The sequence below is a fragment of the Kosakonia sp. CFBP8986 genome (assembly GCF_034044935.1).
Taxonomy (GTDB): Bacteria; Pseudomonadota; Gammaproteobacteria; order Enterobacterales; family Enterobacteriaceae; genus Kosakonia; species Kosakonia cowanii.
Genome location: NZ_JAXCXB010000005.1, coordinates 135993 through 154346 on the forward strand (window position 1 = coordinate 135993; position 18354 = coordinate 154346).

Genomic DNA, 18354 nt, shown 5'->3' on the forward strand with positions numbered 1-18354 from the left:
CGGCTTTTCCTCTTTGCCTGTGCTAGCGTAAGGACGCTCAATAATGTGGCCGCAAACACTTCCCATGAATGACGTCGATGATGAATTGCTGATCTACTCGCCTTTAATGCGTAGCTTTACCTTTAACGCCTATCTGGTGGCGGGTTATACGCCTATCGTCAAAGGCAATAAGCTGGACTTTTTTATTAACCGCCAGCAGGGGATGAAAGGCTATATTTTAAATATTACCCTGCGTGGCGCAGGGGTAATTCACCGTAATAACGAGACGTTTATCTGCCGGGAGAACGATATTTTGCTTTTCCCTCCCGGTTGCCCGCATCACTATGGCCGTGAAGCGCAAAGTACTTACTGGGATCATTTGTGGATCTATTTTATTCCACGACCTTACTGGATTGACTGGCTGAAATGGGATCGTAACTGGCATCAGATTGGCCTGACGCAAAGCGCCGATTCGGTTTTCGTCGAGCAGCTAAAAACAGCGGTGAAAGAGGTGATTCGGCTTAATTCCTCGCCAGACCGCGTGGATAAGATCCTCGCCATGAATAGCCTGGAGAAAGCGCTGCTTTACTGTTTCAAACAGCAACCGGCGAGTAATCGCGCCTCGGTCGACCCGCGCATCAACGCTATTTGCCAATATCTTGATGAGAATCTGGCGGCTAAACTGACGATTAGCGAGCTTGCGGCGAAAGCCTATCTTTCATCCTCGCGGCTGGCGCATCTTTTTCGTCAGGAAATTGGCATGACGATTTGGGGCTGGCGAGAAAAGCAGCGCATGAGCCGGGCAGCGATGTTATTACAGCATACGCAGCTGACTATTTCGCAAATCGCCCAGGTCGTGGGCTATGACGACGCGCTCTATTTTTCGCGTCTCTTTCATCAGCAATACCATGTCGGGCCGCGGGAATACCGCAAACGGTATGAGCAGTTACATTCACTTTAGTTTCGCTCTCTAAAATAGAAACGCTGCGCTATACTCGCTGCGTTTTAATTTCCCGGAGACGGTATGAATATCGCGGATTATCTGGCAAAAACCCTGAAAATGCTGCGTCAGGCGCGGGGCTGGAGCCTTTCAAAACTCGCAGAAGAGACCGGCGTATCAAAAGCGATGCTCGGGCAGATCGAACGCAACGAGTCGAGCCCGACGGTGGCGACGCTGTGGAAAATCGCCACCGGCTTGAATGTCCCGTTCTCAACCTTTATTGCGCCGCCGCAGAGCGACACGCCGCACGCTTACGATCCCGATCGGCAGGCGATGGTGATCACACCGCTTTTCCCGTGGGATGAACAGCTCCATTTTGATCTCTTCTCCATCACCCTCGCGCCGGGCGCGCTGAGTGAATCAACACCTCACGAAAAAGGGGTGGTTGAACATGTGGTGGTCATCAATGGGGTGCTGGATATGCAGCTTAACGGTGAGTGGCAGACGCTGGAGGCGGGGAGTGGGGTGCGTTTCGCGGCCGACCGGGCGCATGCCTATCGCAACAGCACCGCGCAGACCGTACATTTCCACTCGTTAATCCACTATCCAAAAGAAAAAGCCGCGAGCGAACCCGCGGCAAAAAACGACGACGATTAATACCCCATAACATCCACAACGTGACGATTTCTGTTCCTGTCACCACACTATCGCGCCAGCGCCGCCGGGGGAAATAGCGATTTCGGCATAGCATTGTCGCCTGGCGCAAATTCCCGGTACGACAGGTGGTGTAACGCCCCGGTTCTGACTACAATAGCCGCCATTTTGCACATAATGGATAACGACGATTGTATGCGCCTGCACCCTCATCATCTTGAACTGCTCAGCCCGGCACGTGACACCGCCATCGCCCGTGAAGCGATCCTTCACGGCGCGGACGCGGTCTATATTGGCGGCCCCGGCTTCGGCGCCCGCCATAACGCCGGCAACAGCCTGCGTGATATTGCCGAACTGGTGCCGTTCGCCCATCGCTATGGCGCGAAGGTGTTTATCACCCTCAATACCATTCTTCATGATGATGAACTTGAACCGGCGCAGAAACTGATCGGCGATCTCTACCAGGCCGGTGTTGATGCACTGATTGTGCAGGATATGGGCGTGCTGGAGATGGATATCCCACCGATTGAGCTGCATGCCAGTACCCAGTGCGATATCCGCAGCGTTGAAAAAGCCAAATTCCTCTCCGACGTCGGCTTCAGCCAGATTGTGCTGGCCCGCGAGCTGAATCTGGAGCAGATCCGCGCCATTCACCAGGCGACGGACGCGACCATTGAGTTCTTTATTCACGGCGCGCTGTGCGTGGCCTACTCCGGGCAGTGCAACATCTCCCATGCACAAACCGGGCGCAGCGCCAACCGTGGCGACTGCTCGCAGGCCTGCCGTCTGCCTTACACTCTGAAAGACGATCAGGGCCGTGTGGTGGCCTATGAAAAGCACCTGCTGTCGATGAAAGATAACGATCAGACCGCTAACCTGGCAGCGCTGATCGATGCGGGCGTGCGCTCCTTCAAAATTGAGGGGCGTTACAAAGATATGAGCTACGTGAAAAACATCACCGCTCACTATCGCCAGATGCTCGATGCGATTATCGACGATCGCCCGGAGCTGGCGCGCGCCTCCGCCGGACGCACCGAGCACTTCTTTATTCCCTCAACGGATAAAACCTTCCATCGCGGCAGCACCGACTACTTTGTTAACGCGCGCAAAATCGATATCGGCGCGTTTGACTCACCGAAATTCGTCGGCCTGCCGGTGGGTGAAGTGCTGAAAGTGGGCAAGGATCATCTCGACGTGGAAGTGACCGAACCGCTGGCCAATGGCGACGGGCTAAACGTGCTGGTGAAGCGCGAAGTGGTTGGTTTTCGCGTTAACGTGGCAGAAAAAACCGCCGAAAACCGTTACCGCGTCTTCCCGAACGAGATGCCGGATGCGCTGAAAACCCTGCGTCCGCACCATGCACTCAACCGTAACCTCGATCACAACTGGCAGCAGGCGCTGCTGAAGACCTCCAGCGAGCGGCGCATCGGCGTTGATATTGAGCTGGGCGGCTGGCAGGAGCAGCTGGTGCTGACGCTGACCAGCGAAGATGGCGTCAGCGTGACTCATACGCTGGATGGCCAGTTTGATGAAGCCAATAACGCGGAAAAAGCGCTCGATAACCTGAAAGATGGCCTGGCGAAGCTGGGGCAAACCCGTTACTACGCGCAGAAGATCGACATCAACCTGCCGGGGGCGCTGTTTGTGCCGAACAGCCTGCTAAACCAGCTGCGACGCGAAACGGTGGAGATACTGGAAGAGGCGCGTCTGGCGAGCTATCAGCGCGGCAGCCGTAAAGCGGTGGCGACGCCTGCGCCGGTCTACCCGGAAACCCATCTTTCGTTCCTCGCCAACGTCTACAACCATAAAGCGCGTGAATTCTATCACCGCTACGGCGTGCAGCTGATTGACGCAGCGTATGAAGCCCACGAAGAGAAGGGCGAAGTACCGGTGATGATCACCAAACACTGCCTGCGCTTTGCCTTTAACCTCTGTCCAAAACAGGCGAAGGGGAATATCAAGAGCTGGCGCGCGACGCCGATGCAACTGGTACACGGCGATGAGGTGTTAACCCTGCGCTTCGATTGCCGCCCGTGTGAAATGCACGTGATCGGCAAAATGAAAAATCACATCCTCAAGATGCCGCTGCCGGGCAGCGTGGTGGCCTCAATCAGCCCTGATGATTTGCTGAAAACCTTACCGAAAAATAGATAGCCCGCAGGGTGGCGCAATGCCACCCTGTTTTGTTTATGGCGTTGCGGTGTGGCGCCAGTAGGGCGGCGAGCCAAAACTCGCCAGCAGAAAGTCGATCACCGTGCGTGTATTCAGCGACGGGTATTTCCCGCCCGGATAGAGCATCCACAGCGACTGCTCGCCCGGCGAGTAGGAGGCGGTGTACTCCGGCAGCAGGGCAACCAGCTCGCCGCGATTAAGCAACTCGCCCACCTGCCAGTCCGGAAAGAGCAGCATCCCCGCGTCGTTGCGCGCTGCCTGCAACAGCAGCTCCGCATTATCTGAGAGAATTTTCGCCTGTGGCGAGAAGGCGTAATCATGCTCGCCGCGCTGAAAGCGCCAGCGCTGCAACCCGGTTTTCCCGCGATAGGCCAGCAGGCGGTGGGTCAGCAGATCTTCGGGCGAGGCGGGCGCACCGTAGCGGCGGAGATAGTTGGGCGTTGCCACCAGGTGGCAAGTCTGCTTTGCAATCAGCCGCCCGTGCAGCTCCGAGTTTTTCAGCGAGGCGATACGCACCAGCAGATCGGTGCCGTCGGCAAAGGGGTCGATATAGTCATCGTTAAGGTTGAGTTCAATTTGCAGGGCGGCGTAGCGCTCGCTCAGTTCGCTGATGCGTGGCCCGATATGGTTCAGACCAAAGGAGATGGGGGCATTGATGCGGATACGCCCGCCCGGTTCGCCGCGCCGCTCGCCGACCTGCGTCTGCGCATCGCTCAGTTGCTGTAACATCGCGCGGAAGGTCTGAGCATAAATATGCCCGGCATCGGTAGCAATCACCGCGCGAGTGTTGCGATAGAGCAACTGGGTTTCCAGCGCCTGCTCAAGTTGCTGCACCACGCGCGATAAGGACGAGGCGGCAAGCCCCTCGTTGCGGGCGACTTCCGAGAGATTGCCTTCGCGTACGATGGCAAGAAAGAGGTGCATCGATCGGGCGCTAATCTGGCTGAGATTTTTCATCTGTGCGTAATCCGCAAAGGTCCATGGCGCATTGTAGTGTTTTTACGCACGAAGTTCATCGTTAAGATACGCCGACACTCAGCACGGAGACTATTTATGAGTACGCCTGTTTTAGCTTTCGATGAAACCGTCCGCCAGCGCACCTCGGTACGCGCCTTTTTGCCCACGCCGTTGACGGATGAGCAGATCCACGCCGTTCTGCAGGATGCGCAATACGCGCCCTCCAACTGCAACACCCAGCCCTGGCATGTGCACGTGGTTTCCGGCGAAACCAAGGATCGCCTTGCGCAGCTGATGATCGAGAATGATATTGCCGGCAAACAGACGCCGGACTTCACCTTCGCCTATGAGGATTTCCACGGCGACTATTTTGACCGCAGCCAGCAGCAGGCGAAGCTCTATTACGAAGCGCTGGGCATTGCGCGGGATGATAAAGAGAAGCGCCGTGAATACTACCTGCGCAACTATCACTTTTTTGATGCGCCGCACGCGGCGTTTCTGTTTATGCCGAGCTTTGGCGATAACGTTCGCGTGGCGTCGGATATGGGCATGTACGGGCAGACCTTTTTGCTCTCCTTAGCCGCCCGCGGCTTTGCCGGTATTCCGCAGACGCTGCTCGGTTTTCATGCCGATCTGGTGCGTGAAGCGTTGGGGGTATCAGATGAGTACCGCCTGTTGTTTGGTATCTCGTTTGGTTACGCCGACACCAGCAATATCGCCGCGACGCTGCGTATGCCGCGCATTCCGGTGGAAAGCAGCGTGGTGATGCACAAATAGCGGTTATTTGCCGGATGGCGCTTGCGCTTATCCGGCCTACAACACCGCTCGGTACGCGTAGGCCGGAAAAGGCAGAGCCGCCATCCGGCAAAAAACATAAAAAAGGCCGGAAACAATCTGCCGGATGGCGCTTACGCTTATCCGGCCTACAACACCGCTCGGTACGCGTAGGCCGGATAAGGCAGAGCCGCCATCCGGCAAAAACATAAAAAAGGCCGGAAACAATCTGCCGGATGGCGCTTGCGCTTATCCGGCCTACAACACCGCTCGGTACGCGTAGGCCGGAAAAGGCAGAGCCGCCATCCGGCAAAAACATAAAAAAGGCCGGAAACAATTTGCCGGATGGCGCTTACGCTTATCTGGCCTACAACACCGCCCGATCTGCGTAGGCCGGATAAGGCGGAGCCGCCATCCGGCAAAAAAACCATAAAAAAGGCCGGAAACATTAACGTGTTTCCGGCCTTTGATCTTAATGGGATTTAAACCCGGCGGCTGACATCAACAGCCGGAACACCATGCTGACGGCAGCCAGCGCCAGTACGCTTCCGCCCCAGATGACGACCAGCCACATCAGCCGTTTCCATAGCGGTTGTTTCATCAATGATACCCCTCGCCATGCTGGATTTTGCCGCGGAACACGTAGTAGCTCCAGAAGGTGTAAACCAGAATGATAGGGATGATCAACAGCGCGCCAACCAGCATAAAGCCCTGGCTTTGCGGCGGTGCAGCCGCCTGCCAGAAGCTGATATCCGGCGGGATAATGTTGGGCCAGATACTGATCCCAAGGCCGCTAAAGCCGAGGAAAATTAACCCCAGCGTCAGCAGGAAGGGGCGTCTGTGTACCTCTTCATTGCCGAGGCAGCGCCACAGCCAGATGCTGAGCGCAATCACCAGCAGCGGCACCGGCGAGAAGAAGAGCAGGTTCGGCATGCTGAACCAGCGATCGGCAATCGCACCGTGGGAGAGCGGCGTCCACAGGCTAATAACGCCCATCACCACCAGTAACGCCAGCAGCAGTTTTTTCGCCGCCGCACGCATTTTGCCCTGCAACGGTTCGCCGCTCTTCATCACCAGCCAGCTTGCCCCCAGCAACGCATAAGCGATCACCAGGCCAAGACCGCAGAAGAGGTTAAACGGCGTCAGCCAGTCGAGCGCGCCGCCGCTGAAAGTGCGTCCAGTCACTTTAAAGCCATTGATAAACGCGCCAACCACCACGCCCTGCGAGAAGGTCGCCAGCAGCGAGCCAGATAAGAAGGCTTTATCCCAGAAGGGACGGTGCGCTTCAGTCGCTTTAAAGCGAAACTCAAAGGCCACGCCGCGGAAGATCAGGCCAATCAGCATCAGCGTCAGCGGAATGGTCAGCGCGTCGGTAATTACCGCATAGGCCAGCGGAAAGGCGCCAAACAGCCCCGCACCGCCCAGCACTAACCAAGTTTCGTTCCCATCCCACACCGGCGCGACGCTGTTGACCATCACATCGCGATCGTGGCCGTCGCGCGTCACCGGGAAAAGGATGCCGATGCCCAGGTCAAAACCATCCATCACGATATACATCAGGGTCGCAAAGACGATAATGACAAACCAAATTAACGGAAGATCGATACCCATTATTTATCCTCATCAGCCGGAAGATGTTCACCTGCCGCTGAAAGCGGACGTGCCGGAGTGCCCTGCGTGGTGTTTTCATCGTGCGGCTGCGGCCCTTTGGTGATCAAACGCACCATATAGAGATAGCCGACGCCAAACACCGAGCAGTAGACGATAAAGAAGGCCAGCAGGCTGAGGCTCATCTGCAAATCGCCGTGACCGGAAACCGCATCGGCGGTGCGCAGCAGGCCATAAACCACCCACGGCTGGCGGCCCACTTCGGTGGTCACCCACCCGGCGAGAATAGCGATCAGCCCCGCAGGCCCCATCCAGAGGGCAAAGTGCAGGAACGGCCGCGACTCATACAGCCGCTTGCGATAACGCAGCCACAGCGCCATCACGCCAAGACCAATCATCAGCATGCCCAGCGCCACCATAATGCGGAATGACCAGAAGACGATCGGCGAGTAGGGGCGCTCATCTTTGGGGAACTCTTTCAGCGCCGGGACCTGCTTATCGAGGCTGTGGGTGAGAATCAGGCTGCCGAGCGCCGGGATCTCCACCGCGTAGCGGGTGCGCTCCTGCTCCATATCCGGCAGGCCAAACAGCAGCAGCGGCGTTGCTTCACCCGGCGGGTTCTCCCAGTGGCCTTCAATGGCGGCAATCTTCGCTGGCTGATGCTCCAGCGTATTGAGGCCGTGCATATCACCGACCATCGCCTGAATGGGTGCCACAACCAGCGCCATCCACATTGCCATGGAGAACATTTTGCGGATCGCCGGCGTATTATTGCCGCGCAGCAGGTGCCAGGCCGCAGAAGCGCCGACAAACAGTGCGCTACTCAGGAAGGCGGCAATCGACATATGGAACAGGCGATACGGGAAGGAGGGGTTAAAGACTACCTTAAACCAGTCCACCGGGATCACCTGGCCATTTTCAATGGCAAAGCCCTGCGGGGTATGCATCCAGCTGTTGGACGCGAGGATCCAGAAGGTCGACATCAGCGTGCCGAGCGCCACCATACAGGTGGAGAAAAAGTGCAGCCCGGGGCCGACTTTATTCCAGCCAAACAGCATCACGCCAAGGAAGCCTGCTTCAAGAAAGAAGGCGGTTAACACCTCATAGGTGAGCAGCGGGCCGGTAATGCTGCCCGCAAATTGCGAAAATCCGCTCCAGTTGGTGCCGAACTGATAGGCCATCACCAGACCAGAAACTACCCCCATGCCGAAGTTAACGGCAAAGATCTTTGACCAGAAGTGGTAAAGGGTTTTCCAGTCCGGGTTCCGGGTTTTCAGCCACAGACCTTCCAGCACCGCGAGATAACTGGCAAGGCCAATGGTTATCGCCGGAAAGATGATGTGGAACGAAACGGTGAAGGCGAACTGTATCCTCGCCAGGTAAAACGCATCTAAACCAAACATGCACATCCTCAGAATCAATGGTGTGGCGTCAATGTTAATGACTACGCCCGCCGACTTGCAGAGACAGTTGACAGCAATTTACATATAACAGTCCTTTACAAGGGTACGGCAGGTTGCAGGATAGTCCAGGCGAAACGGGAAATATTCACCAGAAAGTCATGGTTGTAACTGTCTATAACAGTTCGGCGCATTGCGCACTTTTTCTAAACTGATATAGCGAGATCGCCATTAGCGTGCCATCATGACGTACTCTTCGGTCACGTGAACAACCATGAAAAAATATCAGCGCCTGGCGCAGCAAATCGTTGAACAAATTGAACTTGGCGTCTGGCGACCGGGTGAAAAGCTGCCGTCGCTGCGCGAACAGGTGGCGAGCAGCGGGCTGAGTTTTATGACCGTCGGGCATGCGTATCAGTTGCTCGAGAGCCAAGGGCGGGTGATTGCGCGCCCGCAGTCGGGCTATTTTGTCGCGCCGACGCCAGGCATGACACGCGCGCCTGCGCCGCAGGTGATGCGCGACGAAGCGGTTGATATCAACACCTATATATTTGATGTATTGCAGGCGAGCTGTGATGCCTCGGTGCTGCCGTTTGGCTCCGCGTTTCCCGATCCGAAACTCTTTCCGATGCCGCAGCTTAACCGCTCGCTGGCAAAGGTAAGCAAGAGTGCAGGGGCGATGAGCGTGATTGAGAACCTGCCGCCGGGCAACAGCCAGTTACGCCATGCTATCGCCCGGCGTTACGCCCGCCAGGGAATGAATATCTCGCCGGACGAGATTGTGATCACCGCCGGTGCCCTCGAGGCGTTAAACCTCAGCCTGCAGGCCGTCACCGAGCCGGGCGACTGGGTGATCATCGAAAGCCCCTGTTTTTATGGTGCGCTACAGGCGCTGGAGCGGCTGAAACTGAAAGCGCTCTCGGTACCGACGGATGTGAAAGCCGGCATCGATCTCGACGCGCTTGAGCAGGCGCTGACCGAATACCCGGTGAAAGCCTGCTGGCTGATGACCAACAGCCAGAACCCGCTCGGCTTTACCCTCAGCCCGGAGAAAAAGGCGCGGCTGGTCGAGTTGCTGACCGCGCACAATGTCACGCTGATTGAAGATGATGTCTACAGCGAGCTCTATTATGGCCGCGAACAGCCGCTGCCCGCCAAAGCCTGGGACAAGCAGGATATGACTCTGCACTGTTCCTCCTTTTCAAAATGCCTTGTCGCCGGCTTTCGCGTCGGCTGGGTAGCGGCCGGGCGTCACGCGCGGCGCATTCAGCAGCTGCAATTAATGAGCACCTTATCCACCAGTTCGCCGCTACAGCTGGCGCTGGTTGATTATCTCTCTACCCATCACTACGACGCGCACCTGCGCCGCTTGCGCCGCCAACTGGCGGAGCGCAAGCATCTCGCCTGGCAGGCGCTGCTGCGCCATCTGCCGCCGGAGGTGAAAATCTACCGCAACGAGAGCGGCTATTTTTTATGGCTCGAGTTGCCGAACGGCCTGGATGCGGGCGTGCTCAGCCAACAGGCGCTGGCGCACCACATCAGCATCGCGCCGGGGAAGATGTTTTCCACCTCCGATAACTGGATCTCCTTCTTTCGCTTTAACTGCGCCTGGGCGTGGGGCGAGAAAGAGGAGCGGGCGGCGATGCGCCTCGGCGAGCTGATCCGCCAGATGATGCAATAGCCTTTTACCGCTGCGCTGACCGCTATTCATAGGAAATGTGAATAGCAACACAGTTCAGCACTGGCTGCCCACCCGTTCTCTCTGCGCGCCGTCTATTTTTAATAGAGTGGGGGCCTTGCGGCTAATCCGTAAACAGACTTATTGACCGGGCAGAGGGAGCGCGATGCAACATCAACTGTTTATTAATGGCGAACTGGTTAACGGCGAAGGTGAAGAGCAGGCGGTCTATAATCCCGCCACCGGCGAGGTGCTGCTGTCGATCGCCGAAGCGTCACATGCGCAGGTCGACGCGGCCGTCGAGGCAGCAGACCGGGCCTTTGTCGAGTGGGGGCAGACTACGCCAAAAGCGCGCGCCGAGGCGCTGCTGCAACTGGCGCAGGTGATTGAGGATAATGCGGAGATGTTTGCGCGCCTCGAGTCGCTCAACTGCGGCAAGCCGCTGCACTGCGTATTAAATGATGAACTTCCGGCGGTGGTGGATGTTTTCCGCTTCTTCGCCGGTGCCGCGCGCTGCCTGAACGGGCTGGCGGCGGGCGAATATCTGGAGGGCCACACCTCAATGATTCGCCGCGATCCATTAGGCGTAGTGGCCTCTATTGCTCCGTGGAACTACCCGCTGATGATGGCGGCATGGAAACTCGCCCCGGCGCTGGCGGCGGGAAACTGCGTGGTGATCAAACCCTCCGAAATTACACCGCTCACCCTGCTGAAGCTGGCGGAGTTAGCGCAAGGCATCTTCCCGCCGGGCGTGCTGAATGTGCTGTTTGGCCGCGGGCAGAGCGTCGGCGATCGTTTAACCGGCCATCACAAGGTGCGTATGGTTTCGCTGACCGGATCGATTGCCACCGGTGAGCACATCATTTCCCATACCGCTTCCTCTATTAAGCGCACCCATATGGAACTCGGCGGCAAAGCGCCGGTGATTGTGTTTGATGATGCCGATCTCGATGCGGTGGTCGAAGGGGTGCGCACCTTTGGTTTCTACAATGCCGGGCAGGATTGCACCGCTGCTTGCCGCATCTATGCGCAAAAGGGCATCTATGATGCGCTGGTTGAGAAGCTCGGCGCCGCCGTCGCCAGCCTGAAGATGGGCGAGCCAAACGATGAGTCCACCGAGCTTGGGCCGCTCAGCTCCCAAGCGCACCTTGATCGCGTAGCGCGCGCCGTCGACGAGGCGAAGGCGCTCGGGCATATCAGGGTGGTGACCGGCGGCAATAAACAGCCGGGCGCAGGTTATTACTACCAGCCAACCTTGCTGGCAGGCGCAAAGCAGGAAGACGCGATCGTGCAGCGCGAAGTGTTTGGCCCGGTGGTCAGCGTTACAGAGTTTGATGACGAAGCGCAGGTGCTCGGCTGGGCCAACGATTCGAACTATGGCCTCGCCTCATCGGTATGGACCAAAGATGTCGGACGCGCGCACCGCATCAGCGCACGGTTGCAATATGGCTGCACCTGGGTCAACACCCACTTTATGCTGGTCAGCGAAATGCCGCACGGCGGACAAAAACACTCCGGCTACGGCAAAGATATGTCGGTTTACGGGCTGGAGGATTACACGGTAGTTCGGCATGTGATGATAAAACACTGAGAAAGGTTTAAGTGGCTGTAATACAAGATTATTGTGTTGCAGCCACTATCTTCTGGGGCACGGGTGGGCAGTGAAGTCAAAATCACTGTTGGGATAGGGAAAGGTGGCAGCGGCCGGGTTAGACAAAAAATCGGGCATGAAAATGCCGTAGCCGATGCGCTTGTTTCAGGCTGCCATAAAACGTTTCAAAGTGTCTCCGTGTCACAAAAGCGTCAATTTACAGGACTAGCGTCATGCGCAGGCAAGGTTATTGTTTGAATAAAAGGATAAAAAATGAAAGCCCGTATGACGCTGTTAACCGCTTCCCTGCTGCTTGCTCATCAGGCGATGGCGAAAGATCTCCCTTTGACTGCTGCACGCGACATCGCAAATACCACTACCCCGGCTTCGGTAAGCCAGGCATTTGATGGCCTGGAAAGCCAGTCTCTGTCCGCGCTGCGTGACGCGCTGAAAGGCGACAGTGCAAAAGTGGAGCGCGGACAACTGGAGAAAGCGGCGCAAAGCGCAAAACAGGCCGATACCGCCTGGCTGAAAACCAGCGGCTATGACTTCAAAGTGAAAGACAATCAAAAAGCGGGCATTGAGCTGCTCTCCGCGTTCAGCAAGCTTCCTGCACCGGTGCTGGATCAGAACCTGAAAACCGTTGAGACGATTAACCTCGATGCCACCCAAGGGCTGCGCCATCAGGCGCTGGCGGATGCAGAAGGTATCAGCTACCTCTATTTTCTCTCTGACGCGCTCGGTCCTCGTCTGGGTAAAGCGTTTATCGCAGCCTATGATAAAGGCGAATTAAGCAAAGCCGCCGCGCTGATCAAAACCAGCGAAGTCAGCACCGGCGCGGCGAAGAAGCACTTTGACTACAAACGTCCGTTTCTGATTCAGGGCAATACCATTCACCAGGTCCCGGATGATGTGGTAGTGAAAGATAACAAACCATACTCGGCCGACGGCGGCTCCTTCCCGAGCGGCCATACCAATACCGGTTACACTGATTCTCTGCTGATGGCGGAGATGATCCCGGAACGCTTTGACTCACTAGTGGAGCGCGGTGCGCGCTATGGCTATTCACGCATCGTACTGGGCGTGCACTATCCGCTGGATGTGATGGGTTCAAGAATGGTGGCCCAGCGTAACGTGGCGCATTACCTCAATGATCCGGCTTATCGTAAGCTGTTTAACGAAGCGCGCGATCAACTGCGTACGGCACTGGAAAAAGAGTGCGGCACCTCCCTTGCAGAGTGCGCGAGAACGGCTGGCAAAGACGATCCATATCGTAACCCGGCGATGAAAGAGTTTTACCGCTTCACCATGACCTACGACCTTCCGCAGCAAAAAGGCAACGTGCAGCTGGTGAAAGTACCGGAAGGGGCGGAAGTGCTGCTGGAGGCGGCGTTACCGAATCTGTCGGCGTCCGCACGTCGTGATTTGATGGTGAAAACGGCACTGCCGGGTGGTTATCCGCTGTCTGGCGAAACCGCCGATCAGAACTTCTGGCAACGTCTGAACCTGCCAGAAGCCTATGCGATGGCGCATAAAGCGAAGTAAGTTTTCACAACGGTTCGGGCACGGCCAGCACAGTATTGTTGCTTGAAGCTAAAAGCGCCCGGTTCGGACAAGCTGGCATCCTTGTATTCAGCTACCGTCGCGCCATCTGGTTTCAGCGTATCTGAAATAAGACATGCATTCTTTCAGACTCCCTAGAGAGTATTGAATTGCGATAGGTGGGGTTTTATCAGGAATGGCTTACCCTCTGAACGTATGCAAGATCCAATAGTTAAGCCAGTGTCCACATGTTGATGCTGGATATGTCATCCACACTATTCCGGTAATGTGAAGAATGGGGCATGGATGGTGCAAAAAATTAGCGCAAAACAACTCAAAACCTCTGAAGGTGTCGATTAGTCTTGCGCTAATGCATTGCTTTCAACCTGCTTTTAGCTTGCTTCATCTCACATCCTAAAAAATGTCCCATACATGATGATCAAATACTGACAGAGAGGTAAGCGGCCGCAATACAGAGTTATTGTGGTGTAGCCGCTTTCTTACGGGTACAGGTGGGGCAGTGAGTCAAAATTATTGTTAAGGATGGCAAAACGATCGCCGTTTTGCTCAGTATACATTAGCAATTAAGATGCTTAATCTTGATTTTGTATTCGAATCATCAGTATTTCAGTAATGCGTCGATTGTTCATATTTATATTACATCCAGTTGTGGCAGCCCCCAGCAGATGGGTGCCTTGAGAACCAGTCGCAGCGGCATTACAGTAATTATTACGGTATGTTAACCATTCACTCTGGCTTTTACTGAAAGCTTCGATCATGCCTTTCCTTCGATTCTCATCACCCATCCACCACTGGGTATAATCGAAGTTTTCAATTTGTTTAAGTTTTTCAGTATAAGCGGTGATAAGAGCCTTGTTCGATTTGTCGTTGATGTCTTCCAGACACTCGCTGTTGTTCTCACCATTTTTCTGAATGCAGGCATCAACATCTTTATTCGACGTAATATCTGTAGCAGCCGCAGCCAGTGAGGCATCAAATGCCAGCAGGAGAGAGACTAAAATCAAGAACTTATTCATTGCTGCAGATTCCTCACTCTTATGATTGTTCTTCTCTTGTCATTACCAAGATTGCTGTCGTTTCGCAGATAATCGATGATTTGTTGCCTGCTTCCGCCTTGGGCCATTATTTTAACCATCTGTTTTGCCGTAATATTGCCTTGATATAGCGTGTCAATAAATGCATCTCTAATCACTTTATCTAAGCTATTCCACTGCACAGCCTTGGCTATTTTTAATTTCTCAACATGCCGACTGTAAACCCCTTTACCATACTCAATTTTTTCACGGTATGCGATCTCGAAGAGCCGTATTTGCTGCTGGTGTGTAATTTCACCTACGAACGGGCCATACACTTTTACGAACTGATCTGCCTCCCGATTTTTGAGCCCCGCCGCTTTTGCGCATATCTGAGCTTTATATTCTTCAATTCCTGCCAGCATAAGTGTTGACAGGATTTCGCCAGCGCTGCGATTGCCCATATCGTAGCCTCTACCCAGAGTAACACCTGAGCCGCCAACAGGTGGCCAATGAAGGATTCTGGAAAAAAAGGGGTACTTTTGCTGCCGGAAGGGTGCAACGGCAGTAATGTAATCGGTGCCTTCAGCGTCAAAAGTTATCTGACCGATACTTACATGAAGTGATCCACTGACATTTTTGGGGCGCCAGTTAGGTGTTGTAACTTCTTCCAGCGCCTGCATAAACCAGATATCTGTGGGATTAATAAGACCCGTTGGAGTTAAATGTAACAGCCGCTGAGACCAGCGTATTGCCTCCAGGGTATCAACATCACAGCGCCCATTAGGGTTGATACTTCTGCCGGTAGCTACAACATATCCGGCGTCAATTAGCTTCTGCTGTATTTTTTGCACTTCCTTAGGATCGTTTGCACCGCAATCACCAACTGATGAAATCAGCCTGAATACCCGTGGCGGAGTCTGTTGAATTTGGCTCATTGAAATCTCCTTTTCCATGACATACTTCTGGTATACATCTAACGTTTTTTGTATTGCCTACGCATTGTATCCGGCTTGCATACGGTTAGCTTGTGTTAGGTTTTTGAGATTCCTGGCTTTATGACAATCTTCGCACTAAACGGAAACGTTTATGCACATACAACGAGCAAAGTACTTTTTTACAGATGCAGAAATGCACCTGCGCTTTTCTGCATTAACCACTTATCTCTCAGAGGATGAAGCGTGAAGCAGGCATACTCCCTCATCTGCGCCTATGTGAAACAAAAACAAAAGCAGGGACAGCAGGAAATTACTTACAAATAATGTCATTACCCCGTCACAAAAAGCGGTAATAATAGCTAGCTTTTTGAATAATCAGGCAGGGGAATTAAATCATAATGAGTAAAATCGTAGTCGTACTGATTCCCGGGCGTGCTGCCGAGTTTTTGACAGTGGATGACGGCGACACAACTATCTCTTCAACACTCTCATATGGCGCAATGCCGATTGAAAGTTACTGGTGTGAAGGAGAGGAGTTTTATTTTGCCCGTGCGCCGCTCGCGCTAACAATGGAGTGTAGCGTAGCGGCACAGTAATAAAAAAAGGGGCTCAGTTGAGCCCCTTTTTTTATCGCACTGCTTAACGGCGCAGAAACACCTCGTTTTCGCGCGGTGCCCAATCTTTCTCTGAGAAATCGTAGGTGGGCAGCGCCTCATCTTTAATGCCCTGCGAGCGCAGTACGGCGCGGACTTCTGTCGGTAAGTTTTCGTCGCGGAACAGCTCGGCCAGCACAAACAGCGTGTCGATAAAAGAGAGCTGTTTCACTTCAAACGGCTTCCAGCCGGTACGTTTGAAGATGAGATGGTAGAGCGCCTCTTCACCGGCGAGGGGAACAAAGTTACTGGCATACTTTTCACGATGGCGCGCCAGCAGGACTTCGAGGATAAATATTTGCGCTATGCGCTGCCTCGCAGCATGGCCCCGCACGCTATCCGTGGTCCAATCGTTAAGCGTGATGTCATTATTTTCACGCACCCGAACTTCAATGGCTTGCCACAGATCGTCATATTTCTGCATAACCTTACCTTGTTTCACCTTTTCTTTGCCTGTTAAAAACAATAACAGAGAAGATTCTGGCTCGCCAAATATAGCAGCAATAAATTACTGGCTTTCGCTATTAATAATCACACTTAAGCTAAATCTCATGCAGAAATGCATCTGAATAAGCTGAGTTGTTTTTAATCAATATTGAGCAGGAATAATAAGAATAGTTTTATGATTCATACCTTCACGGGATAAAAAAATGAAAATAGCGACATGGTTAGCAGGCGTTATTGTGGCTGCCAGTGCGATGGTGGCACCGCAAGGGGTGGCAAAAGGGCAGGCGCTGAGTGATGCGCAGGTCAAACAGGCAATTATTGAAGAGTCAATCGCCGGGTATCCGGGCACCTGTGCTTGCCCGTTTAATCGCGCGCGGAACGGCAGTTCGTGCGGGCGCCGTAGCGCCTGGAGCAAAGCAGGGGGTTATGCGCCCATCTGTTACGCCAATGAAGTGACAAAGGAGATGATTAACGCGTGGCGCGAGCGCCAACAATAACCAGAAAAGAGACGTCCGCTGATGCTGCGTTTATCCTCCCCATCAAGGATTACTCCCGGCGGACGTTTATGAATAGATTCAGCCCGTTAGATCAAAATTGCGGCAGACGGGCTGTTTTGAGAAACTATTTAAACTTGATAAAGGTCAATTAAAAGAGCATATTGCGCACGTTTTGTTACTTCTGGGTTAATGCTTGTTATGTCGTTATACCAAAAAATGTTGGTGTTCTATTGTGTCATGGCGTTGATCTGCGCCTTTATCACCTGGTTTCTGTCACACGATCGTAAACGCATCCGCCTGCTGAGTGCTTTTCTGGTCGGTTCCACCTGGCCGATGAGCTTTCCGGTCGCGCTGCTGTTCTCCATTTTCTGATCTCTGCCTGGCTGCTAAGCAAAGCGTGACCGCCCCGACAGCATGCGGGCAAGAAAGAGAGCAGCATAGGCACTGCACGTTGGCCTATGGACAGGAGAAAGCGGATGGATCTCTACACAAAACTGCTGATTTTTTACGGGGTAATGGCGACGATTTGCGCGCTTGTCACCTGGTTTCTCACCAAAGAGAGGCGCACCATGCGCTTATTGAGTGCACTATTAGTCGGTGCAACATGGCCGATCAGCTTCCCGGTGGCGCTCCTTATTTCACTCTTTTGAAATCGCTCGCAATCTTGCGCTGAAATGCTGTATAAAATACCAGTATCACGCAAGAGGGAGAGCAAATGGACGAACTCAATTCACACCACGCGCAGTGCCGCGTTCGCTGGCACGCCTTACCGGGCGAAGGCGACCCGGTGGTCTTTATTCACGGCCTGGGCTGCGCATCATCCTTTGAATATCCGCGCATTATTACCGACCCGGCACTCGCCGGACGACGCGCCATACTTATCGATCTGCCCGGCAGTGGCTACAGTGAACGACCCGCCAGCTACGCCTATCGCACCACCGATCAGGCAAACGTCGTAGTGGAAGTGCTCGATCATCTTGGCCTGGATGCCTTCTGGCTCTACGGTCACAGCATGGGCGGCAGCATTGCCATTGAGGTCGCCTCGCAAGTTAATTCACGTCTTAATGGTCTTGCCGTTTCCGAGCCTAATTTTTACCCCGGCGGTGGGCAGTTCAGCCGCGAGGTGGCGAGCATGGACGAAGGGGATTTTGTCACATGCGGCTATGCGGCGATGCTGGCGCGGGAGACCTCGCCGTGGGCGGGCAGTTTGCAGAGCACGGCGCCCTGGGCGATGTGGCGGGAAGCGAAAAGCCTGGTTGAGGGCATCACGCCCGGCTGGATGAGCCTGTTTGTCGACCTGCCGCGCCCGAAGACGCTGATTTTCGGCACGCACTCGCTGCCCGACAGTGACGCCGATGAAGTTCGCCAGCAGGGGATCGATCTGCGGATTATCGCCGACGCCGGTCACTCCATGTCATGGGAGCAGCCATCGGCACTGGCGCAGGCGATCGGGTCGTTTATCGCGCAGCACGAATAAAAAACCCGGCGAG

General features: G+C 54.5%; 19 protein-coding genes. 12 read left to right on the forward strand and 7 right to left on the reverse strand.

The window, feature by feature from the left end; all coding sequences use genetic code 11:
• Positions 1-43 precede the first annotated feature (43 nt).
• The 3 genes from araC to SOM48_RS12940 all read left to right on the forward strand — a co-directional run bounded on the left by araC (position 44) and on the right by SOM48_RS12940 (position 3727).
• Positions 44-940, forward strand: a complete 897-nt coding sequence (araC, locus tag SOM48_RS12930) for an arabinose operon transcriptional regulator AraC (protein WP_315080563.1) — start codon at positions 44-46, stop codon at positions 938-940.
• A gap of 63 nt (positions 941-1003) precedes the next feature.
• Positions 1004-1576: a helix-turn-helix domain-containing protein gene (locus tag SOM48_RS12935; RefSeq protein WP_139964725.1), complete on the forward strand. Its 573-nt coding sequence runs from the start codon at positions 1004-1006 to the stop codon at positions 1574-1576.
• A 192-nt stretch (positions 1577-1768) separates the two neighbouring features.
• Positions 1769-3727 carry a peptidase U32 family protein gene (locus tag SOM48_RS12940; protein ID WP_320512075.1) on the forward strand — a complete coding sequence of 653 codons (1959 nt, stop codon included), beginning with the start codon at positions 1769-1771 and terminating at the stop codon, positions 3725-3727.
• Between the two features lie 33 nt (positions 3728-3760).
• On the opposite strand, the gene SOM48_RS12945 is transcribed toward SOM48_RS12940, so the two are convergent.
• On the reverse strand, positions 3761-4702 hold the full coding sequence (locus SOM48_RS12945) for a LysR family transcriptional regulator (protein ID WP_320512076.1): 942 nt from the start codon (positions 4700-4702) through the stop codon (positions 3761-3763).
• A gap of 96 nt (positions 4703-4798) precedes the next feature.
• Here SOM48_RS12945 and SOM48_RS12950 point away from each other — a divergent pair, with 96 nt between their 5' ends.
• Positions 4799-5479 (forward strand): nitroreductase, encoded by a 681-nt coding sequence (locus SOM48_RS12950; protein ID WP_288881228.1) that lies wholly within the window; start codon positions 4799-4801, stop codon positions 5477-5479.
• A 469-nt stretch (positions 5480-5948) separates the two neighbouring features.
• Here the strand turns inward: SOM48_RS12950 and SOM48_RS12955 are convergent, their stop codons facing one another.
• The 3 genes from SOM48_RS12955 to SOM48_RS12965 are packed head-to-tail and all read right to left on the reverse strand — an operon-like array spanning position 5949 to position 8487.
• The gene (locus SOM48_RS12955; protein ID WP_023478887.1) at positions 5949-6077 is read right to left on the reverse strand and encodes a DUF2474 domain-containing protein; all 129 of its coding nucleotides are present in this window, start codon (positions 6075-6077) and stop codon (positions 5949-5951) included.
• A complete protein-coding gene (cydB, locus tag SOM48_RS12960) occupies positions 6077-7087 on the reverse strand; it encodes a cytochrome d ubiquinol oxidase subunit II (protein WP_042718231.1) in 1011 nt (336 codons plus the stop codon). Before cydB ends, SOM48_RS12955 begins: the two co-directional genes overlap by 1 nt.
• Positions 7087-8487, reverse strand: a complete 1401-nt coding sequence (locus SOM48_RS12965; protein WP_023478676.1) for a cytochrome ubiquinol oxidase subunit I — start codon at positions 8485-8487, stop codon at positions 7087-7089. The genes cydB and SOM48_RS12965 overlap by 1 nt, the downstream gene beginning before the upstream one ends.
• Before the next feature lie 271 nt (positions 8488-8758).
• Between SOM48_RS12965 and SOM48_RS12970 the strand changes: the two genes are divergently transcribed.
• The 3 genes from SOM48_RS12970 to SOM48_RS12980 all read left to right on the forward strand — a co-directional run bounded on the left by SOM48_RS12970 (position 8759) and on the right by SOM48_RS12980 (position 13298).
• Complete coding sequence (locus tag SOM48_RS12970; protein ID WP_042718131.1) at positions 8759-10165, forward strand: aminotransferase-like domain-containing protein; 1407 nt, start codon at positions 8759-8761, stop codon at positions 10163-10165.
• A 163-nt stretch (positions 10166-10328) separates the two neighbouring features.
• Complete coding sequence (patD, locus tag SOM48_RS12975; RefSeq protein WP_320512077.1) at positions 10329-11753, forward strand: aminobutyraldehyde dehydrogenase; 1425 nt, start codon at positions 10329-10331, stop codon at positions 11751-11753.
• A gap of 273 nt (positions 11754-12026) precedes the next feature.
• Positions 12027-13298 (forward strand): acid phosphatase, encoded by a 1272-nt coding sequence (locus SOM48_RS12980; RefSeq protein ID WP_320512078.1) that lies wholly within the window; start codon positions 12027-12029, stop codon positions 13296-13298.
• Between the two features lie 590 nt (positions 13299-13888).
• On the opposite strand, the gene SOM48_RS12985 is transcribed toward SOM48_RS12980, so the two are convergent.
• Positions 13889-14332, reverse strand: a complete 444-nt coding sequence (locus SOM48_RS12985) for a lysozyme inhibitor LprI family protein (RefSeq protein ID WP_320512079.1) — start codon at positions 14330-14332, stop codon at positions 13889-13891.
• Positions 14329-15285 carry a peptidoglycan-binding protein gene (locus tag SOM48_RS12990; RefSeq protein WP_320512080.1) on the reverse strand — a complete coding sequence of 319 codons (957 nt, stop codon included), beginning with the start codon at positions 15283-15285 and terminating at the stop codon, positions 14329-14331. The genes SOM48_RS12985 and SOM48_RS12990 overlap by 4 nt, the downstream gene beginning before the upstream one ends.
• Before the next feature lie 380 nt (positions 15286-15665).
• On the opposite strand from SOM48_RS12990, the gene SOM48_RS12995 reads away from it, so the two are divergent.
• The gene (locus tag SOM48_RS12995; protein ID WP_054803609.1) at positions 15666-15863 is read left to right on the forward strand and encodes a hypothetical protein; all 198 of its coding nucleotides are present in this window, start codon (positions 15666-15668) and stop codon (positions 15861-15863) included.
• Positions 15864-15906: 43 nt separating this feature from the next.
• Here SOM48_RS12995 and SOM48_RS13000 read toward each other — a convergent pair whose 3' ends face one another.
• The gene (locus SOM48_RS13000) at positions 15907-16344 is read right to left on the reverse strand and encodes an ECs1072 family phage-associated protein (RefSeq protein WP_023478732.1); all 438 of its coding nucleotides are present in this window, start codon (positions 16342-16344) and stop codon (positions 15907-15909) included.
• A 274-nt stretch (positions 16345-16618) separates the two neighbouring features.
• Between SOM48_RS13000 and SOM48_RS13005 the strand changes: the two genes are divergently transcribed.
• The 4 genes from SOM48_RS13005 (at position 16619) to SOM48_RS13020 (ending at position 18341) form a co-directional block, all read left to right on the forward strand.
• Positions 16619-16864: a hypothetical protein gene (locus SOM48_RS13005; protein ID WP_289744175.1), complete on the forward strand. Its 246-nt coding sequence runs from the start codon at positions 16619-16621 to the stop codon at positions 16862-16864.
• Positions 16865-17062: 198 nt separating this feature from the next.
• A complete protein-coding gene (locus SOM48_RS13010) occupies positions 17063-17236 on the forward strand; it encodes a GhoT/OrtT family toxin (RefSeq protein WP_071789450.1) in 174 nt (57 codons plus the stop codon).
• 104 nt (positions 17237-17340) lie between these two features.
• A complete protein-coding gene (locus tag SOM48_RS13015; protein WP_076769866.1) occupies positions 17341-17514 on the forward strand; it encodes a GhoT/OrtT family toxin in 174 nt (57 codons plus the stop codon).
• Positions 17515-17579: 65 nt separating this feature from the next.
• Entirely contained in the window at positions 17580-18341 is a 762-nt protein-coding gene (locus tag SOM48_RS13020; RefSeq protein WP_315080546.1) for an alpha/beta fold hydrolase, read from the forward strand.
• The last annotated feature ends 13 nt before the right edge of the window (positions 18342-18354 follow it).

What these genes read in the sequence shown, in the direction of transcription:
- araC (WP_315080563.1), top strand. Translation starts at nt 44, where the DNA reads ATGTGGCCGCAAACACTTCCCATGAATGACGTCGATGATGAATTGCTG.
- SOM48_RS12935 (WP_139964725.1), top strand. Translation starts at nt 1,004, where the DNA reads ATGAATATCGCGGATTATCTGGCAAAAACCCTGAAAATGCTGCGTCAG.
- SOM48_RS12940 (WP_320512075.1), top strand. Translation starts at nt 1,769, where the DNA reads ATGCGCCTGCACCCTCATCATCTTGAACTGCTCAGCCCGGCACGTGAC.
- SOM48_RS12945 (WP_320512076.1), bottom strand. Translation starts at nt 4,702, where the DNA reads ATGAAAAATCTCAGCCAGATTAGCGCCCGATCGATGCACCTCTTTCTT.
- SOM48_RS12950 (WP_288881228.1), top strand. Translation starts at nt 4,799, where the DNA reads ATGAGTACGCCTGTTTTAGCTTTCGATGAAACCGTCCGCCAGCGCACC.
- SOM48_RS12955 (WP_023478887.1), bottom strand. Translation starts at nt 6,077, where the DNA reads ATGAAACAACCGCTATGGAAACGGCTGATGTGGCTGGTCGTCATCTGG.
- cydB (WP_042718231.1), bottom strand. Translation starts at nt 7,087, where the DNA reads ATGGGTATCGATCTTCCGTTAATTTGGTTTGTCATTATCGTCTTTGCG.
- SOM48_RS12965 (WP_023478676.1), bottom strand. Translation starts at nt 8,487, where the DNA reads ATGTTTGGTTTAGATGCGTTTTACCTGGCGAGGATACAGTTCGCCTTC.
- SOM48_RS12970 (WP_042718131.1), top strand. Translation starts at nt 8,759, where the DNA reads ATGAAAAAATATCAGCGCCTGGCGCAGCAAATCGTTGAACAAATTGAA.
- patD (WP_320512077.1), top strand. Translation starts at nt 10,329, where the DNA reads ATGCAACATCAACTGTTTATTAATGGCGAACTGGTTAACGGCGAAGGT.
- SOM48_RS12980 (WP_320512078.1), top strand. Translation starts at nt 12,027, where the DNA reads ATGAAAGCCCGTATGACGCTGTTAACCGCTTCCCTGCTGCTTGCTCAT.
- SOM48_RS12985 (WP_320512079.1), bottom strand. Translation starts at nt 14,332, where the DNA reads ATGAATAAGTTCTTGATTTTAGTCTCTCTCCTGCTGGCATTTGATGCC.
- SOM48_RS12990 (WP_320512080.1), bottom strand. Translation starts at nt 15,285, where the DNA reads ATGGAAAAGGAGATTTCAATGAGCCAAATTCAACAGACTCCGCCACGG.
- SOM48_RS12995 (WP_054803609.1), top strand. Translation starts at nt 15,666, where the DNA reads ATGAGTAAAATCGTAGTCGTACTGATTCCCGGGCGTGCTGCCGAGTTT.
- SOM48_RS13000 (WP_023478732.1), bottom strand. Translation starts at nt 16,344, where the DNA reads ATGCAGAAATATGACGATCTGTGGCAAGCCATTGAAGTTCGGGTGCGT.
- SOM48_RS13005 (WP_289744175.1), top strand. Translation starts at nt 16,619, where the DNA reads ATGGTGGCACCGCAAGGGGTGGCAAAAGGGCAGGCGCTGAGTGATGCG.
- SOM48_RS13010 (WP_071789450.1), top strand. Translation starts at nt 17,063, where the DNA reads ATGTCGTTATACCAAAAAATGTTGGTGTTCTATTGTGTCATGGCGTTG.
- SOM48_RS13015 (WP_076769866.1), top strand. Translation starts at nt 17,341, where the DNA reads ATGGATCTCTACACAAAACTGCTGATTTTTTACGGGGTAATGGCGACG.
- SOM48_RS13020 (WP_315080546.1), top strand. Translation starts at nt 17,580, where the DNA reads ATGGACGAACTCAATTCACACCACGCGCAGTGCCGCGTTCGCTGGCAC.